Raw genomic sequence first — 24,090 nt, 5'->3', positions numbered from 1 at the left:
GTCATGACCTCGATCCTCGACTGGTTCGGCCAGATCGAGGAGTGGATCCCCGGTGCCGGGTCGTGGGCCGCTGACCTGCTGATCGGCCCGATTCCGCTGGCGTACGCCAACAACGCCTACGACCTGGCCGACCAGTGGGGACGGCTCGCGGACGCGCTCAACGAGGCGTACCAGGAGGTCATGCAGGCGGCCAACCCGATTCTGGAGAACTGGTCGGGCGACGGCGCCGCGCAGGTCTTCACGCAGGAGTGGTTCGCGTACCTCGAAGGTCTGCGCCAGACCGCCGAGAGCGCCGCCCAGATGCAGCGCGGCGCCCAGAACTTCGGGCTCGAGGTCGAGCTGATGAAGTTCATGGCGGCCCTGAACCTGATCATGCTCGCGGTCTCCATCTACATGCTGATCGCCGCCGCGATCCCGACCGCCGGCGCCGCGCTCGGCGCCGCGCCGGGCCTCTTCGCCGCCTGCCGCATCGCCCTGGCGAAGGCCGCCACCACCACGGTGAGCAAGATCGCAACGATCGAGCTGCGGGTCGTCATGCGCAGCCTCGCCACGCTGTTCACCAAGCTTCCCGGCGCGATCGCCACCCGGGTCGGCCCGGCCGCGATCCGTGCCGCCGCCCCCCGCGTCATCGCCGCCGCCGGCCCGCGGATCGCCTCGGCGATGACCAGGGACGCGATCGCCCGGGGAGCCCGAACCATCATGGCCCGCGGCATCTCCAAGGCGGTCGCCAACCGGCTCGCCGCACAGACGCTGCGCGGGCTGGCCGCCCAGCAGGTCGGCGGCGTGGTGCGCCGGCAGGCCATGCGTGAGGCGCAGCGTCAGCTCTCCCGGGAGATCCGCCGGCAGCTGGTGCAGAACTGGGCCCGCCGCGGGGTCCAGCAGGCCGCCACCACCACGGTGGGCCGGGTCGCGGCCACCCGGGCCGCGGAGGTCACGCTCGGCAAGGAGTTCGCCAAGTACCTCGGTGTCCGCGTCGCCTTCGGCGCCGGTTTCATGGGCGGCGGCAATCTGCTCGGCCAGTTCGGCCAGGGGCTGTCCGGCAACCGGACCGAAGGCCTCGACTGGGGCCAGATCAGGACGAACACCATCCAGGGCGCCGCCTACGGCGCCGGCATGTTCGGCGGCGTGGTCGGGCACGGCGTCGGAGGTGGCCTCGCCGGTGGCGGACTGACGTACGGCCAGGAGCTCATCGACTACGTCAAGAGCGACGGCAAGAACGAGATCGACTGGGGCGCCGTGCGGCACAGCGCGGCCGAGGGCGCGATGGCGGGTGTCGTCTTCGGCGGCCAGACGGTCCTGGAGAACGCCAACCCCGGCATGCCGCACACCCGGATGGGCTCGGTCCGCATCGGCGCCGACGTGCAGTTCCTGCCGGGCGACAACGGCGGCTTCAACCTCGCCGCCACCCGGGCGAACGGCCGCGAGGCGCTGTTGCTGACCGGCGACGGCTATGTGGCGTTCGAGCGCCGCGGCGAGGTGAGCGTCCCGGACGAGATCGCCGGCCGCTCCGATGTGGTCGCCGCGATGAACCAGCACTTCCCGAGCGGCGCCGTCGACGCGCCCGCGCCACGCGGTGAGGGCGGCGGTGGCGCCGGCGCGCGGTCCGGTGACAACACCACCGGGGTACGGCAGAGCGGCGGCGACCGGGACACCGGCGGCAGGCCGCAGGATCCGGCCCCGAGAACCGAGGAACGGGTACGGGTACCGGCTGATCCGGACGGGGCCGGGGCCGGACGGGGCGCCGAACCACCCGCCGGTTCCGACCGCCCGGCATCGGACCGGAGCCGGGAGGACGGCGGACACCCGCCGGACTCCGGGACGCCAGCGCGGCCGGAGGCCCCTGATCGTGGGCCCGTTGCCGAGAACGGCCCCGCGACCGACCGGGGCCCGGCAACCGACCGGGAACCGGTAGCCGACCGCGAACCGGCAACCGACCGGGGACCGGTAGCCGACCGGGGACCGGTAGCCGACCGCGAACCGGCAACCGACCGGGGACCCGGCGCCGATCGCACGCCGGTCACGGACCGTGCCCCGGACGGCGACCGCACGCCTGCCGCCGACCGTGGGCCGGTCGCGGAACCCCGGACCACGGCGGACACCGCGGGTGACCGGACCGGCTCGGCCACCGATCGTGGGGCGCCGGAGCGGCGCGCGGACGATGCTCCCCCGCCCGGCCGGCCGGCGGACGGCCCGGCGCGTACCGACACGACGCCGACCGGCCCCCGCGGCGACGGGCCGGTGCACGACGCCGACGCGCCCCCGCCCCGGGACCCGGCCACGACACGGGCCGACCAGGACACCGGCGCGCCACGCGAGGGCGACGACGCCGTACCCGGCCGCGACGACGGCGACCCGCCCGCCGGACCGCCGCGCGACCCGGACGAGGCCGGCCCGCCGGCCGATCGAACCGGCGAGGAACCGCCGCTGCGCAGCGCCGGCGCCGAGGTCGGCGAGACGCCGTCACCGGAGTCGATCCGGCAGGGCACGGTACGCATGGAACTGCACCCGGACTTTCCGGCCGTGACGCGGTTCCTCACCGACAACGGCTTCCGGCTGGTCGAGGACCCGGCCGGGCCACGGGTCGTCATCCGGCACGTCTACAGCGCCGACGGCAAGACGTTTCTGCACGAGGAACGCGAGGTGCGTCACCTCGACGGCATGCGCTGGCTGGATCTGGAGCACGAGCTCGACCACGTCCGGCAGATGCTCGACCGGTTCGGCGGCGAGTTGGGCACCGAGGCGTACCGGGAACGCCCCAACGGCACCCGCGTCGAGCTCAAGGGCGCCCAGCGGATCCTGTCGGCCAAGTACGACACGATCGTCGAGTACCACGTGCGGCTGCAGGAGGCGATTCGGCTCCTCGAACGCGGCGTGGATCCCGCGCTGGCCCGCGAGCACCTGGCCGGGGTCGACGAACGCCGTGCGCTGATGAACCAGAAGGTGCACCAGCGCGACTCGCCGGCGCAGAACTGGCGGCGCGAGCACTTCGCCGACATCCCGTCCCTGGAGAACCGCCTGCGGGAGCTGCGGACCGACTTCGAGAACGGTCCGGCCGACCGTTCCGGCGACCCGGGTGACGCGATGACCGGCGCGTCCATCCGTCCGCGGGACGAGTTCGCGGCGTACGACTGGGCGGAGCGGGCGTACGACCGGTTCCGGGCCGACGACGCGGACGTCGCCGAGATCGCCGGAAACCTCGGGGACGTGCCCCGCTCCGGGGACCGGACCGGCTACACCCCGGCGGAGATCCACCAGATCAAGCAGCACCTGATGGTGGAGCCGCACCGGATCACCGATTACGACGGCACCGTCGAGATCCGGCGCTTCGACGCCTCACCCGACATCGCCGAGGCCTGGATCCGGCTGCGGGAGGGCCGGCACCTCCCCGAGGACCTGGTGCTGCTCAACCACGAGCTCGCCGAGTCCGACTACATGCGCCGCCATCCCGAGGCGGACTACCGGGAGGCCCACGACGCCGCCAACCAGCAGCACAATTGGCAGGACATGGTGCCGGCGCGCACCGGCGAGGACCTGGACAACAGATGGGGAGGGCGGCACTCGGATGGCGCTGCTGGTCGACTTCCGGAAAACCCGCGAGGACGAGAGACGGGTGGAATATCAGTTCGGTCACCCGACGATGGACCGGGTGCTGGTGATCGAGAAGGTTTCGCTGGCGGGGAGCCCGGTGGACGGGACGGTGGACCGGGCGTACGCGGCGGTGCTCACGAAGATCCTTCGGCTGCGGCGCGAACGGGAGAGCTGGCCGGCGGGCGGGACGTACGCGGCGTAGACCCGTACCGTCTGGTCCCGGTCGACGGGCCCGTTCCGGACCGTCCGGTGGCCGCGCCGCACGAGGTCGCCGCCGTGCTGGAGGCCGAGCTGGGCGCGCTGGTCGCCGGCCGCGAGGCCGGGGCGCCGGACCAGCCGCACCGCGCCGACTGGGATGCGGAGTCGCGGACCCTGCGGGTCCGCTACGGCGACGGGCTCGAGATCGACGTCGTCGTGCAGGTCAACGAGTCGGTGCCGCCCGGGCGGTCGGTGGTGGTCCGGCCCGAGCTGGAGCCGCTGGACGGCGGCGGCTGGCGGCAGGCGCAACCGGCCGGTGTGGTGCTGTCGCCGCATGTGCCGGAAGATCCGGCGGCCCGCGCGCCGCACGTGACCGACGCGCTGGACGCGGCCTTCCGGGCGGTGCACGACGAGCTGGGGCCACAGCTGCGGCCGGCTGACGACGGCGTGCAGCCCCGCGGCGACGGACCGGACGGACCGCTGCGGCCGGCTGACGACACCCGGCCGCCACGCGCCGACGGACCGGAGGCGCTGCGCGGGCTGGAGGAGACGACCTCGCCCGACGTGCCGGTGCGGGACGCCGACGGGGTCGGTGTGCACCGGGCGGACCCGTCCGGGCCGCCGGCTCCCCCACCGCTCACCCCGGACAGCGTGCGGCAGACACTGACCGGCCGCGGCGGGCCGGAACAGCTCGGGCGCTGGGCGGGCGAGCATCTCGCCGACCACGACCGGAACGGGACACCGCGGCCGAAGAGCGCCGAGGAGATCGCCGCGACCGTCGACCGGCTGGGCGACGAGGCCCTCGACCGGGTCACCCCGGTGGAGACGGCCCGGCCGGACGAGGTCCGGCACACGGCCAGCGCGATCGAGGGCACCGACTTCGTGCCGGACGGGCGGCCGTGGCAGCAGCCCGACGTGACGGTGGGCGACCTGCGCCAGGCCGCGCACAACGCGCTGGCAGGTGATTTCGCCGACGGCCGGGTCGCGTACGTGGTGCCGGACGGGCCGGCCGTCCGGGTGGAGATGACCGACGGCTCCGTCCGGCACTTCCGGCCGGAGGTCGGCCAGGGCATGCGCGCCCTGGCCGAGACCACGGTCCGCTCTGGCACGCCGGACGACCCGCACATCGTCCGGGTCAACAACCGGGTGGCGGCGGATCAGCTGTCCCGGGTGTGGGTGCACGAGATCACCGAGACGCTGGCGCTCCAGCACGCGAGCGAGCACCGGGCGCAGCCGCACGGCGTGGTCCGCCGTGCGCTGTCGGCGATCGGCCGCGTCTTCGGTGGTGGGGAGCAACCCCGGCCGGAGACGTCCGTTCCACCGGCGGCGCGGGTGGACGCGCACACGGCCGCACGGCTCAACGAGCGGCTGCACCTGCAGCGCCTGCACGACTGGGCACACGGCCGGCCGGAGGAACAGCAGCGGCTGCGGCGGGAGATCGACGGCCTCGACCGGGATCTGGAGGCGCTGGGGCATCGGATCCCCCGCCCGTTGTTCGACTGGGGCGGGACGGCCCCGGAACGCACCGGCCTCGATCCGGTGATCGGTGGGCGGCGGGATCCGGCGCCGGATCCCGCGTACCGGGCGCCGGACTGGTATCGCAACGACGGGCCGGAGACACCGGCGATGCCGCGCCCCGACGAGGCCGGGCCGGAGACACCGGCGATGCCGCGCCCCGACGAGGCCGGGCCGGAGACCGGCCGGCCCGGGGAGCACACCGGGCCGCCGCACGACCCGGTGCCGCGTGACGAGGCCCCGCCCGAGCCGGTCTCCCGGGAGCCGGCGGCGCCGGAGCCGGTGCCGCACGATCTCGGCGGCGACGGTCCACGGGGTCCCGGCGAGCCCCGTACCCCCCTGCGGGAGCTCTTCCCGCGCACCGAGGAGCAGGCCGCGCACTGGGGGCCGGTGGCCGAGCGGGCCTTCGCGCGCGAGCTGAGCGGGCGCGACTACGCGGGCTTCGACGTACGCGTCGACAGCGTGCACGCCCAGCCCGGCCACATGGTCGCCCGGATGAGCGTCATGCACCCGGACCGGCCCGACCCCGTCGGGCGGATCACCCGCGAGTTCGTCATCGACCGCGACACCGGCCGGCTCGAGGCCTTCCACGTCACGCTGGCCCTGGACCACGGCATCCAGGGATCCGGGTTCGCCCGGGCGTTCAACGACCATCTGGAGGGCTGGTACGCCGAGTCCGGCGTGAGCCGCATCGGCCTGCACGCCGCATCGAGCATCGGCGGGTACGCCTGGGCACGGGCCGGTTACGGCTGGGACACCCAGCGGTTCGGTCCGCAGGAGGCGCAATCGGTGTTTCAGCGCCTCCAGTCCGAGCTGGGTGCGCTCGAGCGCGACCTCGATCGGCTGGTCGAGGCCGACAGCCTCGGCGACGCGCGAACCGTGGACGAGATCCTGCGCAAGCACGGCTTTCCCGATGCCGGAACCGCTGTGCGACGTCTGGCCGATCAACAGGATGCGGCCGGGCAACTGTTGGAGCGCTATCACAGCAGCACGTTCGGTCGTCCGGGCTTCCCGTCGCCGCACGAGGTGAGCCAGGTGGGTCGGGACGGCGAGACCGGCCGGGACGCCGGCTGGATCGGCAAGCGGGTCATGATGGGCGCCAGCTGGCACGGAACCAAGGTGCCCGGGGCGCGCCCCGAAGCACCGCTGCGGGCCGAGCCGGAGGCTCCCGCCGCCCACCCGGAACGGCCCCCGGCCGACGAGCCCGTCCGGCCCGGCGACACGACGATTGACGACCGGCCACCGCACCGGCAGTACGACGACGTACTCTCCGATGCGGAGAGGCAGGCCCAGCGCGACCGGATCGACCGTGCGCTCAACCCGGACCGGTTCCCGGAACCGGAGCCCCAGCCGTCCGTACACCACGAGCCCGGCCGTACCAATCTCGATGTTCTCTTCAACGGCAGCGACGTGCCGCTGCACCCGGACGCCGTCGCCCACGTCGCCGAGCTGATGGGCATCGACCTCGCCGGGGTGAACATCCACCTGGTGACCGACATGGCCGAACTCGGGCACATGGACGCCGGCCGGATCAGCGCCATCACCCCGCCCGAGATGCGGGGCGCGGAGATCCGTTTCGGCCCGGCCGCCTTCGCCGACGCGGAGACGCTGGCGGCTACGGTCGCTCACGAGCACCAACATGTTGTTCAACTGCGCGAGGGCCGCGACCCCGGCACGCACTCACTGCGCCAGCTCGAGGACGAGGCGTTCGCGAGCGAGGCGGCCGCGCTCCAGCGGTTCCGGCAAGGATTCGAAGGGTGGGAAGGTGTCCGAGAAGGCACAGTTCCAGATCGAGGAGGTCGTGGACCTGCCGGGCCGTGGTGGTCTGCTGGTGACGGGCAGGCTGCTCGCGGGGCAGATCACGCGGGGGCAGAGACTGGTGGACGCGGTGACCGGGGCGACGGCGGAGGTCCTCGGGGTGGAGTTCGAGACGCCCCGGACCCGCGAGCTGAACCTCACGACGCTGGTGGTGGAACGCGTGACACCGACGCCGGTGGCCGTCGGCCGGATCCTGGTGACCTGAACCGTCCGATCGGCGGTCGGCGACCGGACGAGCCACCGTTCGGCTACGACCGCTTCTACCGCGATCCGGACTGGACGCCCGAGGCCCTCGCCTTCGAGGTGCGGCTGGGCGTGCACTACTTCAACGACGCGGAGGCGCTCAACGCCGCACGGGACGCGGTCGCCCGACTCCGCGACGCGCTGACCGACCTCGCCACCAGCGGCGTCACCGACCCGGCAGCCCGGGCGGCGATCACGCGCGACGTCGAGGCGGCCTTCTTCCGCGGTGACGAGAACGCGTACAACAGCGCCGGCCAGGTCGGTCTCGGCGTGCCGCTGGACGCGCTGTTGCGCGACGGCAACGTCCGCGAGCTGACCACGGCGTTCTACAACGCCGCGTACTTCAACCGGGACAGCCCGCACACCCTCGCCAGGACGCTGCTCGACGTGATCGACAACGGCCGTTGGGACCAGGCGCGCCGGGCCGGCATCGACGTGGACGAGTTGCGCGGCATGGAACGCCAGCTGGACCACAGCCTCAACCGCGCGATCATGGGCCGCGTCGAGGAGCGGTTCCCGCCGTCGGAATCGCCGCGCTTCAACCGGCACCCGTTCGCCACCGCCAACGTGATCATGCGCTCGGACCGGCCGTTCCGGGACCTGACCGAGGTGATCAGCAGCCAGGCCGGCCGGCGGCCCCGCGGCGTGGACGAGCAGCTGGCGCTCGCCACCACCCTCGGGCACTACGAGCGGATGGGCGCGCCGCTCGGCCGCTTCGAACGGGCCTTCGTCGAGTCGATCGTCGGCCGGCTGGACGCCGACACCAAGCTGCCGTGGCGTGAGGGATACGTCTGGCACGACACCGGCGGCAGCAGCTGGGCCACCCGGATCGGGCGGGACGGCTACCCGGTGCTGGACGGCGTCTCGGCCACCACCACCCGCATGCTGACCGGCGCCAAGATGCTGGGCATTCACGGGGTGGCGGCGGAACGCTTCCTGCACAGCCTGATCGGCTGGATGCTCCCGGCCCGTGACCACTCGCTGATCGAGCTGCTCCGCGGCGCCAGCATCGCCGGCGTCGAGCCGGTCGCCGTGCATTCGCGCGCGGTGCGGCCGACCGCGATCGACCTCTACCGCAACATTCCCGGCATCGACCAGCACACGCTGCGTACCCGGATCGCGCCCGACGGCCTGTTGCCGCACGAGGCCCGCTACCTCGACCACGCGCTCGACCCGGACGGGTTCACCGAGACGCAGCACAAGGTGCCGCAGATCGCCGACCGGCTCTGGCCCCAGCTGGAGACCGGCCGGGTCACCGACGCCGACCTGGCGCACTGGCTGGATCGCAACGGCGTCGACCCGACCGAGCTCGCTCAGCGCCTGACGAAGCCGCACGTCATGGCGCTGACCGTCTACACCCGGCACAGCCACTACCTGATCAACAACGTGATCACGGCCCAGATGCTGACGTTCGGGGCGTCCGAGCCGGCTGTCCGGGCGGTGCACGACCGCAAGATCGGCGAGCTGGTCGACAACTACCTCGGCAAGCTGTCCGAGGGTGACAAGCCGCTGCCCCTACCGCTGGCGCTGCGGCCGGTGTTGCACGACGGCCCCGGGCATCTGGACTCCACGTCACCACTGCGCCCGGCGGCGCAACGCTGGCTCGACGCGGCCAACGACATGCGGGCGGCGCGGCAGGACGTGCAGCGTCACCTGGCCGAGGGCGACCGGGCCGCGGCCCGCCAGGCGAAGGCCGAGGTCATGCGCGCCGACGCCGAGATGCAGGCGGCCCGCGAGCAGATCGGCCGCGAGCTCGGCGAGGCGGCACCCCGCCTGTTCGAGGAGGTCCGCTGGCACGCCGACATGGTCTACGACGCCCTGCGGCAACTGCCGGCCATCGGTACGCCCGAACGCCCGGTGATCGCCTACCGCGGCGACTGGTCGACACCGGTCTGGTCGCCGATCTACGGCAACAAGACGTTCCCGCACGGCATGGCACTGAGCGTGCTGAGCGTCAGCCGCCTGCCGGAGGTCGCCGTCCGGTTCATGGCCGAGAACCCGGCCAGCGACAACCGGATCATCGCGGTCTACAAACTCACCGGCGTGAACGCTCGCGACATCTCGGTGTTCTCCTCCTTCCCCCACGACCAGGAGGCGGTGCTGCCGCCCGGCTCGCACACCCGCCAGGTGCACGATCCGGTCCTGGAGCAGCAGACCCGTGACCAGCTGCCGCCGGAATGGCGCGACCGGACCCGGATCATCGTGCTGGAGGAGCAGGGCGGCCCGCCCAAGGACCCGGCTGCGAGCGAATTCCGGCCGGACTTTCCCCGGGGCTCCGACTTCATCGACGACGGCCAGGGGTTCTCGGATCGAGCCGCCGAGGCTTACGTGCGCATCCGCAACAGCCCGCAGGACACTCCTCGCGCCGCCGCGAACACCGGCATCGATCCCGTGGTCGTCGAAGGCATGCGCCAGAACCTGTTCGTGCAGCAGCACGACATCGCCCTTGGCCCCAACCACGTGGAGCGTGGGTACTTCACGCCGGACGAGCTCATCGCCGACCTCTGGGACAGCGCCGTCGACGGCACCCTGACCGCGGACGAGATGGCCGCCTTCCGGAACCTCGCGGCCCACGAGTACGTGGAGAACAAGCTGATGGAGGCCGGGTTGCCCTACCGGTCCGCGCATCCGGACGCGTTCGACGCCGACGGTGACCGCATCCTGCATCGCGACCACCCCGGGGCTCACGAACTGGCGCCGAACCAGTGGCGGCCGGAGGCGCCCTTCGCGCACTGGCGGACATTCGGCCTGGACGGCTCCGGCCTTCGGATGGCCGACGACCTCTCGAACCTGGATCAGATCGTCCAAGCGGCTCTGCGAGGATGGGGACGATGACACCCGAAGAATCCGTACGCGCCATGGCGGACCGCCTGGGCGCCATCGACTGGGAACGCCATGGGCACCGGTGCTGGTCGAAGACGGTCCTGCTCAAGGAGTATTTCCGTCGCGCCGCGCAATGGGCGGCCGCCTACCGATGCGACTCGCCCGTTCCCTTCTTCGACATAGCGCTCTGCGTCGATTCCCGTGTCCGCATCGACCAGGACGTACTCGACGGTGTGATCGAGAAGGTCACCGCCGGCCAAGGCGGCCTGAATGTCAAGCAGGTGATGCCGTTCATCCTCCGCTGGGCCGCCTTGCGGGCCACGCCGGGAATCGACCTGCCCACTCATCTGGAAGACCCGTTCGAGCCGCTGATCCTGCTCTTCGAACGCGACGGCGGATTCCACACCGAGAACGGCGAGGTCGACCTCGAGTACCGGTCCGTACCGATGCGTGGCTGGCGCAAACGAGCCGACAGTCCGCCGATGCCCAGCTTCGCCCCCGACGCTCTCGATGAGATCGACCGTGCTGGATCGCTCGCCCAGTTCGGCTACATCATGGGGCCGGACGGTGAGCCGGCCGGTGCGACCTCTTGACGGAGCCGGTGGGCGGGCTGAGCAACGCCGGGCCACCGGCGTGAACGAGGGGCGTTGACATGGCTGACGCGCGGCCTGAGCTGGGTGAGCAAGGCTGGCGGTTCTTCAGCGGCCTGCACCGGCTGCTGCTGCACCTGGCCGGCCGGGTGCCGGACGAGTGGCTGAACCACGTGCGGGCGATGCTCGCGGCAGGGGACCTGGCGCAGATCCCGGACACCGTCTCCGGGGCGGTGGCCGATCTCGGTGTGCCGCTGACCACCGGTCAGGTGGCGCTGCTGCGGGAGACGGTGGGGACGTTCTTCGGCGAGCGGGAGCCGATGCGCATCGAGCAGGTGCGGATCTCGGAGGAGATCCCGGCGCCCTCGCACCGGTTCTTCCCGGTGCCGGCCGACGTGCTGGCGACCGACGCGGCCCGGATTCCGCCGCGGCTCGACCTCAGCGGCCGCCCTGGTGACGACCTGTGGGACCTGCCGCCCGCGCTGGCCGCCCTGGACGACCTGGCCGACCGGCTCACCGACCTCGAGGACAGCTCACCGGTGAGCGTGCTGCGCGGCAACGAGGACGTGCTGTCCATCGCCAGGGCCTGGCGGTGCCCGCCCGAAGCGGGCGTGCGGGTGGTTCTGGTCGAGGTCGCCGCCGGCGCGGCGGCGTGGGACATCATGCGTACCGTCCAGCAGGCGCTGCAACGACACGGCGACTCCGGCGCTCAGGTGGAGGTGTTCTGGACCGGCGAGGATCTGCCGCCGTACCACCGGGCGGCCCTCGCCGGCTCGGCCCTGTTCCGGCGGCCTTCCCACGCCGGCGGAGGTACCGGTGGACGCTGAATCGACCTACCTCGGGCGGCTCTGTCCCGCGGCGTGGTCAGGCGGGTAGATTCCCATGGCTATGGACGCATCCAACGACGCCGAAACCACCTACTTCGGTCGGTTGCGCCCGGGCGACAAGCTCTCCAAGCCGTCATGGCTGATGCGCCGGGTGAGTTCGCCCGCGGGGACGGTGGATGAACTTCTCGGCCTCGACGGTCTGTGGCGGCCGTCGGACATGCTGGCACGCACCGAGCGCGGTGAACTGCCGGGCACGCTGAGGCCGGTGGGCGCCCTCCTGCCGGGTGCGTTGCAGGCCACCGCACAGAAGCGTTACCGCGAGGTGTGCCGGGCGCTGGAGCGGCAACGCGCCGGTGCGTTTCCGCTGCGGCTGGCGATGCCGGGCCGGGCCCAGAACTATGACGACCTGGACGCGGAGGCCCGGGCCGAGGTGATCGGGTACCTCACCGGGGCGCCGCTGGTGACGACGGGACCGGCCGGCACCTACCGCACCGACGGGATGTGGGTGTGGCCGGAATCGATCGCGGACGACGTACGAGCGACGGGCGCACCGCCCGAGGACCAGTTCTACTACCACATCAGGGCACGGCGGTTCTTCTTCCCGGAGCCGGTGAACCCGGATGTGCTGGAGCGCGCCCGGCGACTGCTGGAGATGGCAGCGGCTTCCGGAGGCGCGGAGCGGGTCGAGGAGACCGGTGTGCCGGGTCAGCCGGGGCCGCTCACCGAGGAGGAGCGTCAGCGCGCACTCGGCGCCTGGCACGCGGAATGGGAGCGCAAGCACTCCGCCACGACCCCGTTCCGCCCGGATCGGCATCCTGACGAGCCGGACTACAACGTGCACCACGTCGACGCCGACGCGTCGCCGGAGGCGGACTGGGAGTACACCAGGCGCGCCCGGGAGATCATGGGTCTCGATCCCGAGACCGGGGCGCGTACCGACATCTGACCGGCCGGCGTCGAGCGGGTAGATTGCCTTGGCCATGAGCGAATCGACCGCTGCCGAGACGGAGCCGAAGTGGTGACCAGAGAGCGGATCGCGGGCGCGCGCTACGCCTTCCGGGCCGCGCACCCGGCATCACCGATGCTGCGTGTGCGCTACCGCCACGGCGTACCGGTCGATCCATGGGGTTTCCCGGACTGGACGCCCTATGCGCGCACCCTCGTCGCGCTGCCACCGCCGGTCGCGGACCTCACGATCGACGAGGCTCGCGTCGTCGACGTGCGGGCCGCCGAACTGGCCGCACGGGCGGACGGCGACCCCTTGTGGGACGGCAGCGTCGGCACGCCGCCCGGCTGGACCTGGGCGCACGCGGCGCAGGGCCGCTTCCTCGCGCTGGTGCCGGCCGAACTGCACGCCGCGTTCCGGCATCTCGGCGGAGTCAGTGTCGCCGCCGCACGCGCCGCCGGGCGCGGGCTCACCGCCCGGACCGGCGCCGCTCCGCGGATCCTGGTGTCCGAGCGTCTCTCCAGCGCCGCGGTGGTCAAGGCCGAACAGACCCTGGGGGTACGCCTACCGGCCGCGTACCGAGACTTCCTGGAGCGCACCAACGGCGGCGCGCCCGGGGCGCCCGCCGTCTTCCCCGGTCACGGGTTCGTCCTGGACCAGCCGCTGTTCGGTTTCCGGGAGGACCGGACCCAGGACCTGGCCTACCGCAACGCCTGGTTCGGCGACCGGCTGACCGCGGACTGGCTGGCGATCGGTCACGTCCAGGGCGGCCTGCTCGTGCTGCGGACCGGCGGTCCGGACGCCGGCGCGGTCGGCTACCTCGACGACGACGATCCCCGTGATCGTGACGTCTTCACCGCCGACGACGTCTGTGCCCGTCTGCTGCACCGGCTGGCCGGCGACTTCGCGTCGTTCTGGGTCGCGCTGCGCCCCGTACCCTCCGATCTGGAAGCTCTCGCGGCGAACGCCGCGGCCGCCGCGCGATCGGTCTCGCCGGACGGCCTCGGCGTTCTTCTGCCCTCCTCGCACCGGCGGGCCGCGCGGTGACCGCCTGGGAGCCGGTCAACGAGGTGGAGCGGGCCATGCTGCTGGCCGCCGGCGAGGACGACCGGCAGTCCTACTTCCAGCTGGTGGCGCTCGCCGAGCTGTACCTGCCGCAGATCGCCGGGGACGACTCGCCCGGGCAGCGGTTCCTCACCGTGCACGCGTTCGACGAGGTGTTCCTGCCGGTCTTCACCTCGGTGCGGGCGCTGGCGGCGCAGTTCGGGCACGCGGTCAACGGCTACACCGTCACCAGTTATGCCGAGCTGCGCCGCAAGTGGCCCGATCCGCAGTGGCGGTTGGCGATCAACCCGGGTACGCCGATCGACGCGTACCTCGCGGTGGAGGGTGTCGAGCGGGCGGCCGTGGGCGATGTCACCGTTCCGACGCTGGCGGAACTGGCCGAGGAGGCCGAGCAGGACGAGATCGCCGAGCAGGAGCTGCGTGCGCTGCAGGCGGCCGGTGACCATCCCGTCGACGACACGGCGGCGGCCCTGACCGCCGCCGCGCGCGCCGGGGACGTGTACGGCTACCTGGACCACCTGCTCGACGCGGTGGTGCTGATCCCGGCCGACCGGCCGGTGACCGCCGAGGAGATCGTCGAGCCCGGCTTCCCGTGGCTGCCCGGCCCGGATCAGATGATCGAGGTCTTCACCACCCCGGAGGCTCTGGCAGGCCGCCATCCCGGCTCGGTGCCCGCGGTCGAGGTGGCGCTGCCGTTCGCACTGGCGGTGTGGCCCGAGGGGCACGGGCTGGCGGTCGACCCCGGCAGTGACGGCGCCATCGAGGTCTCCGCCGAGGACGTGCTGGTGCTGCTGACGTTCATTCCCGCCGGCGCACCAGACGGCTCTGCGTCACCTGATCGGCCGGCGGGGCGGTGACCGTCACCGGCGTGCCGAAATCGTCCAGGGTGAAGGTCAGGTGGGCCTGGTACTCGCCCTGCGGGCGCAGCGGGTCGGCGGCGCCGGCCCCGCTGTTGATCACGCTGAAGCTCACCTCGAGCTTGCGGATCAGGCCGTCGTCGTCGATCCAGGCCTGATAGACCGGGAAGCCGGCCTCATCGAACAGCGCGTCCAGGTCGGTGCCGAACGGTGGCGGGCAGTGCGGATCCTGCGTCGGCGTGCACCGCACCCGGAACTCGTGTTCGGCGTCCTCGACGTCGGGCAGTTCCTCGGTCGCGGCGTTGAGCGCGAGCTGCCCGGGTGTGCGGGCGAGGAAGCCGGTCCAGACCGTGAGGTCGGCGAGACCGAGGTTCGGGTTGGCCATCGTGTTGCCCCAGAACGCCGGTGTCGTCGCCGCGAACCAGGCGCGCCCGTCGTCGGCCGTCAGACTCGGCGACGTGAGGTACGTCTGCCGCCCGGCCCGGACCGCCCGGCCCTCGACCGGCGGCCGGCCGTCGGCGACGATGCTGGAGAAGGTGGTGTCCCATTCGCCGGTCTCGCCGAACTTGACCAGGCTGGTGCCCGCGAACGTCGCCTTCGGCCCGGAGACCTGTGGACGGATCTCGGCGGTGAAGCCGACCCGGGCGCTGCCGGCCGCACGGAGCCGGGCCTCGACACCGGTCAGCAGCTTCCGCGAATCCGCCGAGCCGCCGGGCGCATCGATGTTCGACACGACGAACAGTGCGACCGCACCGAGAAGCAGCACCACGGCGCTGAGGATGATCCGTCCACGAGACATGGTCAACGGTTCTATCATTCGATGCGTGTTGCCCGCCGCCCGCACCCGCGATGAAGCCCATCTCTACATGGACCTGCACGGCTGTCCCGACTGCATGGCGGTGGAGGTGCCCTGGTCCGAGTCCCTGGTGGAGGAGGACGGTGTGCCGGCACGCAGCTATCACGGCCGGTGTGACGGGTGCGGCCGGGAGCGGCGGTTCGTCTTCGCCCTGCCGCGGCGCCCGACGCCGCCGCGCGCCGGCGCCACGGTCACGTTCGGCGCGGACGAGGAGACGTCGGTGCTCTTCGACCCGGGAGAATGGGTCGAGATCGCGGACATGATGGCCCTGGCCGCCGAGTTGCCCGACATCACCGCCGAGGAGGCACGGGAGTGGCGGGCCACGGCGGCGGCCTGTCTCGGCGAGGCACTCAAGTTCGTGCCGTCCGGAGCGGCCGCGGTGCCCGGCGACGCGTTCTGGAGCGTCCCGGGACGGGCCCTGCGCGACCGGGCGCCGAACCGCTTCCAGCGCTCCGATCTCGAAGCCCGGCAGGCCGCGCTCGGCAGCCGAACCTGACCGGCGAATATCATTCCCGGGTGCTATCGACGAGCCACCGACTCCTCGGCGCGGTCCTGGCCGCGCTGGCGGCCCTTCCGGTCGTGCCCGTGTCCGCCGTACCGGCCTCCGCCGCCCCGGTGGACCGCTGTGCCCAGCCGGAGGACGTCCCGGCCGAAGCGCCGTGGCCGCGTTCGATGCTCGCGCTCGACGCGGTGCGGCCGTTCACCCGCGGCGGCGGCACCACGGTCGCGCTGCTGTCCACCGGAGTCCACGCGGCGCACCCGCAGCTGCGCGGGCGGGTCCTGCCGGGCTTCGACGCGGTTTCCGGCCGCGGCCCGGCCGACACCGACTGCACCGGCACCGGCACCCAGGTCGCCGGGGTGATCGCGGCCCAGGGCTCGACCGGCAACGGCGTCGTCGGCGTGGCACCGGACACCCGGATCCAACCGGTACGCGTGGTCCCGGACATCCCGTTCGGCGCGGTCGCCCAGCCGGCCGCCCTGACCCGCGGCATCACCTGGGCCACCGGCAACGGCGCCGACGTGATCGTCGTGGCGACGCCGCTCCACACCGGCGACGCGAACCTGAGCCGGGCCGTCGCCGCCGCCGTGGCCCGCGGGATCGTGGTGGTCGCGGCGGCCGGGGACCTGGAGGCCAGCGGCGGCCGGGCCGTCCCGTCGTTCCCGGCGGCCTACCCGGACGTGCTCGGCGTGGGCGCGATCGGCCCCGACGGCGGCGTCTGGAAGAACTCGCCGGGCGGCGACTTCGTCGACCTGGTCGCCCCGGGGGTCGCCGTGCCCACCCTGCAACGCGGAACCGGTCTCGTGCAGGTGGACGGCACCGCGGTCGCCGCCGGGTTCGTCGCCGGAACGGTGGCGCTCACCCGCGCCAAACGGGGCAACCTGCTCACTTCAGAGATCAACCGGACGCTGATCGCCGCGGCCAGCCCCACACCGGCCGGCCCGCGGTACGGTGCCGGCGTGGTGAACCCGTACGCGGCCCTGACCGCGCAGGTCGTGGCGCCGAGCCACCGCGCTCTGCCGGCGGTGCAGCCGGCTTCCCCGCCGCAGACCGCGGCCGAGCGGCGCCGCCGCGACCTGGCGCTGCTCGGCGCCGGTCTGGTGCTGATCCTGGTCGTGGGCGTGCTGCTCGCCACCGCGGCGTTGCGCCGCCGCAGCTGGCGGCCGGGTCTGGCGGCGCCGCTGCCGCGCCCCGAGGAGCCCGCCGAGCCCGGCCCGCCGGTGATGCTGCTCGACGATCTGGCCGACTCGCGCCCGAGTTGATCAGCCGGCCGGCGCGGCCGGGAGGATCGCGGCGGCCGGGTCGAGTGTCACCCCGGCCGGGATCCGGTTCACCAGCGCGGTGGGCACCTCGATCGCCGACGAGGCCGGGTACCCCAGCAGGGCCAGCACGTCGGCGCCGGGGATCGGGTAGCGCACGCCGAGATCGGTGATCAGCGTGTAGCCGCCCGAGCCGGGCACCTTGACCAGCTGGTAGCGCCCCGCCGGGACCAGGATCGCGTCGGCCAGCGCACGACCGGTTCCGGTGGTGGCGGTCGTCGGCACGGCCCCGGCCAGGGCGGCCGCCGGGCCCCCCGTGGACACCACCGGCGGCTCGGCCGGGTCGCGTGTCTGCGCGCACATCGTCTCGCCGTCGTTCACCGACGCCAGTTCGGGCGGTGCGGCCGGCGGCTGCGTCGCCGGGTCCTGGCCGTCGAGCCGGTTGCTGACCGGCACCTGGCCGACCGCGTTGACCGTGGTCTCGACCGGCGCGCCGGGGAACCGGGCGTCGAGCACGGCCCGCTGCAACGCGGTGATCGGGGCCAGACCGTCGTCGAAGACCAGGTACGACTGCTCGCCGCTGCCGGTGCCGGCGACCAGCACCTCGCCGTTGCGCCGGCCGGGCACCTTGCCGGAGGGCGCGCCCCGGTCGGGCACGGCGATGGCGGCGATGTCGACACCGGACGGCATGGCGTCGAGCCAGGCGGTGCCGACCGGCGTCGCCGAGACCGCTCCGAACAGCGCCGGGATCGTCGTACGCGAGTCCTGGAACTGGTATTTGCGGCCGTGCCACACCAGGTAGTTCATGCCCTTGGCGGCGTCCTTGACGAGCATCCCGCGGTCGCCGAGCTCGCCGGCCGCGGGAGCGCCGGACCCGGCCAGCAGCACCGACCACGGCTTGTCACCGGCGAGCGCGCACATGGTCCACGGCAGGCCGGCCCGCCGGTCCGGCTCGGGCAACGACGCCGGCGCGCCGGGGATGCCGATCGTCGTACCCCGGGGCGCCTCCGTCAGGGACTTCGCCGCCACCCGGAACACCGTGGGGTTCGGCCGGCCGGCGGCGAGCTTGGCCGAGGCCAGGTTGAGCGCCGGGTTCAGCCGGCCGTTCAGGTAGACGAAGCTGGCGCCGGACTCGCGTTCCACCACCACCGAGCCGTCGCTCTTCCAGGTGTCGGTGCCCACCTTGGTGAGCAGGCCGATGATGCCGTACACCGCACCGACCAGCACGGCCACCATCAGGCCACCGAACAGCGCTCCGATGCCGCGGCGCAGCGGCGACTGGGCGGGGTCGGTCTCGCGCATGACGAACGCGGAGACCACCCGCTGGTTCATGAACTGGTACGAGTGCAGCTGATCACGACGGGAGGCCATTGCGGGATCACCCGCCGAACGAGGCGAAGAGCCCCCGGATCGACCCGAAGATGCCGATGACCGCACACGCCAGCGGGATCAGCGCCATGATCGCGACGACGTCGAACACGTCCGCGGCCCGTCCCAGGTACGGCGACGGCTGCCGGCGGCTGAACACGAGCGCCGCGGACAGGGCGATCACCGCGGCCACGCCGGCGCCGGCCAGCAGCAGCATCCCCGGCGACCGGCCATCGGCGTGGTTCGCCGCGCCGAGCCCCAGCACCGCGAGCCCGGTCAGGCCCGCCACCAGCAACGGCACCCGTTGCCGGGGCACCGGCAGGAGCCGGGCGCGCAGCAGCAGCGCGGCGACCGCGGCCACGATCAGCAGGACACCGGAGACGTCCGGCCGCTGCGCGGTGAGGTGGACGATCGCCACGACGCTGCAGACGGCGGTGGACAGCAGCAGCCCGGTCAGCACCTCGCTGGCGCGCACCACCGCGGCGAACACGTCGGAGCGGCGCGGCGTCGGCTTGTCCGCCAGGATCTCCTCCGCCCGGCTCGGCAGCTCGGGGAACGGCAGCCGGCCCAGCCAGCCGGCCAGCACGGGGTAGGCCGGCAGCAGACCGATGGCGGTGGTCAGCGCGACCGCCGCCGCACCGGCCGCGGTGATGCCGGCGATGCTCAGCAGCGCGGCCAGCAGACCGGTGAGCGAGGCGGCGATGCCCGCGACGAACAGCCGTGGCAGGCCGGCGACGCCGGTGTGCCCGAGCAGGCTCAGCACCAGGAGCGCCGCCGAGCCCAGCAGCAGGCCGGGAGCGCCGGTGTCGAGGAAACCCGCGTCGCCCGGCATGATCAGCCAGGCGCCGCCGAAGAACGCGTACGGCAGGCCGGCGGCGGCGACGACGGCACCGGCGCCGGCATCGCGGAACGCGCGCGACAGCAGCACGCCACCGACGGTCAGGGCGAGGGCGACGCCGATCGCGATGACACCCGGGGTGCGCCACTGCGGCCCGGTGAACGCCAGGCCGGCGAGGCCCACCAGCAGCGCGACAGCGGTGATCGCCAGCCCGGTGGCACGGGTGGCGGCGCCGGCCCAGGCCCGCCCCGCCCGCCGGGAGCCGCTCGCGATCACCTCGACGACGTCGTCGTAGGCCAGCTCCGGCCAGTCCTCCCGGAGGGGCTTGAGATGCAGCAGCTCACCGTCACGGATGCCCTGCGCGGTGAGGTTGCGATGGGGCTCCAGCGCCGCGCCGGTGGCACGGCGCAGCACCCAGCCACCGCCCAGGTCACCGGTCTCACCCAGGCCGCCCTCGGCGTGCCGCAGCAGGTGCGGCAGCAGCTCGGCGACGAGCATGTTGTCCGGCAGCGCGACGTCCATCCGGCGCTCCGGAGCCGCGATCGTGACCCGGGCCAGATTAGGGCTACCCGGTGCGTTCATGCGATCACCTCCAGCGTGGACGCCGATCTTCGCGCCACAACCTAGCAGGCGCGGCCGATGAGCAGGTGACCTGGGATTCGCCCGCGACGATGGGGCTGAGCCGGCTCCGGCGCCGATGACTAGGATGGGGCGCCGACCAGCCGCCGAGGAGGAACGCCAGCGTGACAGTCAGCATCGTCAAGCGCCCTCCGCGCCGTCCGGCGCCCCTGATGCCCTCCGGTGAGGTGCTGCTGGACCCGCCGCCCGAGGTGCCGCCCGCGGGCGGCAAGGGCTGGACGCGGATGCTGATGGTTCTGCCGATGGGCGCCGGCGCCGCGGCCATGGGCCTGATGATGGGCACGCAGCGTAGCGGCCCGATCGCCTACGTGGCCGGCGCGATGTACGGCGTCTCCATCCTCGGCATGATCGCCATGATGGTGACCAACACCACCGGTCCCGGCAAGCGCGAGATGATCGAGGCCCGGCGGCAGTACCTGCGCCATCTGTCCCAGCTGCGGGCCCAGGTCCGCAACGCCATCCGGCAGCAGCGGGAGGCGATGTACTACCGCAATCCCGACCCGGACACGCTCTGGACGCTGACCGGCGGCGGCCGGCTCTGGGAGCGCCGCCAGGGCGACGCGGACTTCACCGTGATCCGGGTGGGCCTCGGCGCTCAGGAGGTGGCGACCCGTCTGGTGCCGCCGCAGACCCGGCCGGTCGACGAGCTGGAGCCGCTGTGCGCGATGGCGCTGCGCAAGTTCGTCAGCACCTACTCGGTGGTGCCGGATCTGCCGGTGGCGGTCGCGCTGCGCGACTTCTCGCACATCTACCTGCGCGGCGGCGACGACGCGGTGCTCGATCTGACCCGTGCGCTGATCGCCCAGCTGTCCACCTTCCACGCCCCGGACGACCTGCGGATCGGCGTGTGCGTGCCGGACCACCAGCGGTCGCGGTGGGAGTGGGTGAAGTGGCTGCCGCACGCCCAGCACCCCGGCAAGACCGACGCCGTCGGCTCGGTGCGCCTGGTGGCGCCGAGCGTGCCCGCGCTCGAGGCCATCCTCGACGACGTGCTGGTCAACCGGCCCCGGTTCGACCCGAACGGGCCGCCGTTCAACGGCCCGCACATGGTGGTGGTGATCGACGGCGGTTCGACGGCCGGCTCCGACCACCTGATGACCGAGGGCGGCGTCGCGGGCGTCACGATCCTCGACCTGTCGATGCCGCCGCCCCGGCTGCTCGACGACAGCTCGGTGGTCCTGGAGATCGCCGCCGACGGCACCGTCACCGGCACCACCATGGACGGCAGCACCCAGGTCGGCCGCGCCGACGCGCTCGGCACGCATCAGGCCGAGGTGCTGGCCCGGGAGCTGGCCCCGCTGCGCCTGTCCGTGGCGTCGCACCGGGACCAGGCCGCGGTCCTGCACGATCTCGGGCTGGCCGAGCTGCTCGGGCAGGACGACCCCTATCAGGTGGACCTCGACGAGCTGTGGGCCAGCCGTCCCAACCGCGACCGGCTGCGCGTCCCGATCGGGGTCGGTCTCGACGGGCGGCCGATCGAGCTGGACCTGAAGGAGTCCGCGCAGGACGGCATGGGCCCGCACGGCCTGCTCGTCGGCGCCACCGGCTCCGGCAAGTCCGAGCTGCTGCGCACCCTGGTGCTCGCACTGGCGCTCACGCACAGCCCGGAGATCCTCAACTTCGTGCTGGTCGACTTCAAGGGCGGCGCCACCTTCGCCTCCCTGGACCGGCTGCCGCACACCAGTGCGATGATCACCAACCTGGAGGGCGAGCTGACGCTCGTCGACCGGATGCTCGGCGCCATCCAGGGCGAGCTGACCCGGCGGCAGGAGCTGCTGCGCAAGGCCGGCAACTACGCGTCCCAGCGCGACTACGAGCGAGCCCGCTCGGCCGGGGTGCCGCTGGCCCCGCTGCCCAGCCTGCTGTTCATCGTCGACGAGTTCTCCGAACTGCTCACCCACCGGCCCGACTTCATCGACATGTTCGTCCAGATCGGGCGGGTCGGCCGGTCACTCGGCATCCACCTGCTGCTCGCCTCGCAGAAACTCGAGGAGGGGCGGCTGCGCGGGCTCGAGTCGCACCTGTCGTACCGGATCGGGTTGCGCACCTTCTCGTCGATGGAGAGCCGGGCCGTGCTCGGCGCGCCTGACGCCTATGAACTGCCCCGATCCCCCGGCCACGGCTATCTGCGTACCGGCACCGAGGGCCTGGTGCGGCTGAAGGCGGCGTACGTCTCCGGAGCGGTCCGGCAGGAGAACGCCGCCGCGGCGGCCGGGGTCAAGCTGGGCGACCCGATCCGCGACTTCTCCACCTTCTACGCCGCTCCGCTGCGCGATGAGCAGCCGGAGGTCGACACCGCGGACGCCGTCGACGCCGACGAGGAGCGCGTCGTCGGCGACACCCTGCTGGAGGTCCTGGTCCGGCAGATGGAGGGCAAGGGCACCCCGGCGCACGAGGTGTGGCTGCCCCCGCTGGAGACCGCACCCAGCCTGGGCCAACTACTCCCGCCGCTCGTCACCGACCCGGTCCGCGGGCTGGTGGCCGACGCGGCCGACCGGTTCGGCACGCTGCACGCGCTGGTCGGCATCGTCGACAAGCCGTTCGAACAGCGCCGTGACCCGATGTGGCTGGACCTGGCCGGAGCGGCCGGCAACCTCGTGGTGGTGGGCGCTGCCCAGTCCGGCAAGTCCAACCTGCTGCGCACCCTGGTGGTCAGCCTGGCGCTCACCCACACCCCGCGCGAGGTGCAGTTCTACGGGCTCGACTTCGGCGGCGGCCCGCTCAGCGGGCTCGCCGACCTGCCGCACGTCGGCGGCGTGGCCACCCGTCGCGACGTGGACCGGGTCCGCCGCACCATCGCCGAGGTGCACGGTCTGATGCGGGCCCGCGAGGAGCTGTTCGCCGCGCACAACGTCGAGGGTGTGGCCGCCTACCGCCGGGCCAGGACGCAGGGCCGGTTCGCCGACGACCCGTTCGGCGACGTGTTCCTGGTGGTGGACGGCTGGGCGACGATGCGCGCCGAGTTCGAGGACCTGGAGCCGACGGTCAACGAACTCGCCAACCGGGGCCTCGGCTTCGGCATCCACGTGATCGCCGCCGCGAACCGGTGGATGGACATCCGGCCGCAGATCCGCGACGTCTTCGGCACCCGCGTCGAGCTGCGCCTCGGCGAGCCCGCGGACTCGGTGATCAACCGGCGGGAGGCGGTCAACGTGCCGGAGCAGGCGCCCGGCCGCGGTCTCACCCCGGACGGCTACCACTTCCTCGCCGCGCTGCCGCGGGTGGACCGGGAGCAGCGCGTCGAGGACCTGTCCGACGCCGTCAGCGAGTACGTGAAGACGGCCACCGAGCACTGGTCCGGCCCGCCCGCCCCGCCGGTGCGCCTGCTGCCGCCCCAGCTGCCGTTCGAGGCGCTGCCGCCGGCCGCCGGCGCCCTGGTGCCGATCGGCATCGCCGAGTCCGACCTGCAGCCGGTCCACCTGGACTTCGACGCCGAACCGCACGCGCTGCTCTTCGGCGACGTGGAGAGCGGCAAGAGCTCCTTCCTGCGCAGTCTGGCCCGGTCCATCGCGGCCGCCAACGACCCGTCGCAGGCCCGGCTGCTGCTGGTCGACCTGCGCCGTAGCCTGCTCGGCTGTGTGGACGCCGGCCACACCATCGGCTACGGCACCTCGCACCAGGTCACCGCCGACCTGATCAACCAGGTGGCGGTGGCGATGCGCGAGCGGCTGCCCGGACCGGACGTCACCCCGGAGATGCTCAACGACCGCAGCTGGTGGAAGGGTCCACAGCTGTACGTGCTGGTCGACGACTACGACCTGGTCGCCGGGGCGGCCACCAACCCGCTGCTGCCGCTGCTGGAGTTCCTGCCGCAGGCCCGCGACATCGGGCTGCACCTGATCGTCACGCGGCGCATCGGCGGCGCCGCCCGGGCCATGTTCGACCCGGTGATCGGCCGGCTCCGCGAGCTCGCCACGCCGGGCCTCATGATGTCCGGGCCGCGCGAGGAGGGTCCGCTGTTCGGCACGATCAAGCCGCAGATCCTGCCGCCCGGCCGAGCCTGGATGGTCACCCGTAAACAGGGGTCCCGGCTGGTTCAGCTGGCGTGGACGCCGCCCGCCCGCTGACGTGCGGGCGGGCCCCGGGGGGGGGGGGGGCCCCCCCGGGGCCCCCCCCCCCCGGGGCCCCCCCCCGGGGCGCGCGGGCCACGGAGCGCGGGCG

At 73.3% G+C, this 24,090-nt stretch carries 12 protein-coding genes; 9 read left to right on the top strand and 3 right to left on the bottom strand.

Going from position 1 to position 24,090, the window contains the following annotated elements:
- The first annotated feature begins 3 nt into the window (after nucleotides 1-3).
- The 6 genes from J5X75_RS09480 to J5X75_RS09455 all read left to right on the top strand — a co-directional run bounded on the left by J5X75_RS09480 (nucleotide 4) and on the right by J5X75_RS09455 (nucleotide 14,470).
- The gene (locus J5X75_RS09480) at nucleotides 4-10,197 is read left to right on the top strand and encodes a WXG100-like domain-containing protein (protein ID WP_208466955.1); all 10,194 of its coding nucleotides are present in this window, start codon (nucleotides 4-6) and stop codon (nucleotides 10,195-10,197) included.
- Nucleotides 10,194-10,778 carry a hypothetical protein gene (locus J5X75_RS09475; RefSeq protein ID WP_208466954.1) on the top strand — a complete coding sequence of 195 codons (585 nt, stop codon included), beginning with the start codon at nucleotides 10,194-10,196 and terminating at the stop codon, nucleotides 10,776-10,778. Before J5X75_RS09480 ends, J5X75_RS09475 begins: the two co-directional genes overlap by 4 nt.
- A gap of 59 nt (nucleotides 10,779-10,837) precedes the next feature.
- Entirely contained in the window at nucleotides 10,838-11,602 is a 765-nt protein-coding gene (locus J5X75_RS09470) for a hypothetical protein (protein WP_208466953.1), read from the top strand.
- 61 nt (nucleotides 11,603-11,663) lie between these two features.
- A complete protein-coding gene (locus tag J5X75_RS09465; protein WP_208466952.1) occupies nucleotides 11,664-12,548 on the top strand; it encodes a hypothetical protein in 885 nt (294 codons plus the stop codon).
- Between the two features lie 69 nt (nucleotides 12,549-12,617).
- Entirely contained in the window at nucleotides 12,618-13,595 is a 978-nt protein-coding gene (locus tag J5X75_RS09460; RefSeq protein ID WP_307798003.1) for an SMI1/KNR4 family protein, read from the top strand.
- Nucleotides 13,592-14,470 carry an SseB family protein gene (locus tag J5X75_RS09455; protein WP_208466951.1) on the top strand — a complete coding sequence of 293 codons (879 nt, stop codon included), beginning with the start codon at nucleotides 13,592-13,594 and terminating at the stop codon, nucleotides 14,468-14,470. The genes J5X75_RS09460 and J5X75_RS09455 overlap by 4 nt, the downstream gene beginning before the upstream one ends.
- Here J5X75_RS09455 and J5X75_RS09450 read toward each other — a convergent pair.
- On the bottom strand, nucleotides 14,412-15,275 hold the full coding sequence (locus tag J5X75_RS09450; RefSeq protein WP_208466950.1) for a hypothetical protein: 864 nt from the start codon (nucleotides 15,273-15,275) through the stop codon (nucleotides 14,412-14,414). The two genes, J5X75_RS09455 and J5X75_RS09450, sit on opposite strands and share 59 nt — an antisense overlap.
- A gap of 19 nt (nucleotides 15,276-15,294) precedes the next feature.
- Between J5X75_RS09450 and J5X75_RS09445 the strand changes: the two genes are divergently transcribed.
- Both J5X75_RS09445 and J5X75_RS09440 read left to right on the top strand, forming a co-directional pair.
- Nucleotides 15,295-15,822, top strand: a complete 528-nt coding sequence (locus J5X75_RS09445; protein ID WP_208466949.1) for a hypothetical protein — start codon at nucleotides 15,295-15,297, stop codon at nucleotides 15,820-15,822.
- Nucleotides 15,823-15,842: 20 nt separating this feature from the next.
- Nucleotides 15,843-17,087, top strand: coding sequence for a S8 family serine peptidase (locus J5X75_RS09440; RefSeq protein WP_208466948.1), 1,245 nt, complete (start codon nucleotides 15,843-15,845; stop codon nucleotides 17,085-17,087).
- On the opposite strand, the gene eccB is transcribed toward J5X75_RS09440, so the two are convergent.
- Both eccB and eccD read right to left on the bottom strand, forming a co-directional pair.
- Entirely contained in the window at nucleotides 17,088-18,455 is a 1,368-nt protein-coding gene (eccB, locus tag J5X75_RS09435) for a type VII secretion protein EccB (protein WP_208466947.1), read from the bottom strand.
- 7 nt (nucleotides 18,456-18,462) lie between these two features.
- Entirely contained in the window at nucleotides 18,463-19,872 is a 1,410-nt protein-coding gene (eccD, locus tag J5X75_RS09430; protein ID WP_208466946.1) for a type VII secretion integral membrane protein EccD, read from the bottom strand.
- Nucleotides 19,873-20,033: 161 nt separating this feature from the next.
- On the opposite strand from eccD, the gene eccCa reads away from it, so the two are divergent.
- Nucleotides 20,034-23,996: a type VII secretion protein EccCa gene (gene eccCa, locus J5X75_RS09425; RefSeq protein ID WP_208466945.1), complete on the top strand. Its 3,963-nt coding sequence runs from the start codon at nucleotides 20,034-20,036 to the stop codon at nucleotides 23,994-23,996.
- The last annotated feature ends 94 nt before the right edge of the window (nucleotides 23,997-24,090 follow it).

This window comes from Actinoplanes flavus, assembly GCF_017592555.1.
GTDB lineage: Bacteria > Actinomycetota > Actinomycetes > Mycobacteriales > Micromonosporaceae > Actinoplanes > Actinoplanes flavus.
Note: the sequence above shows the minus strand (reverse complement) of the source record. Positions and strands in the feature narration are given on the sequence as shown.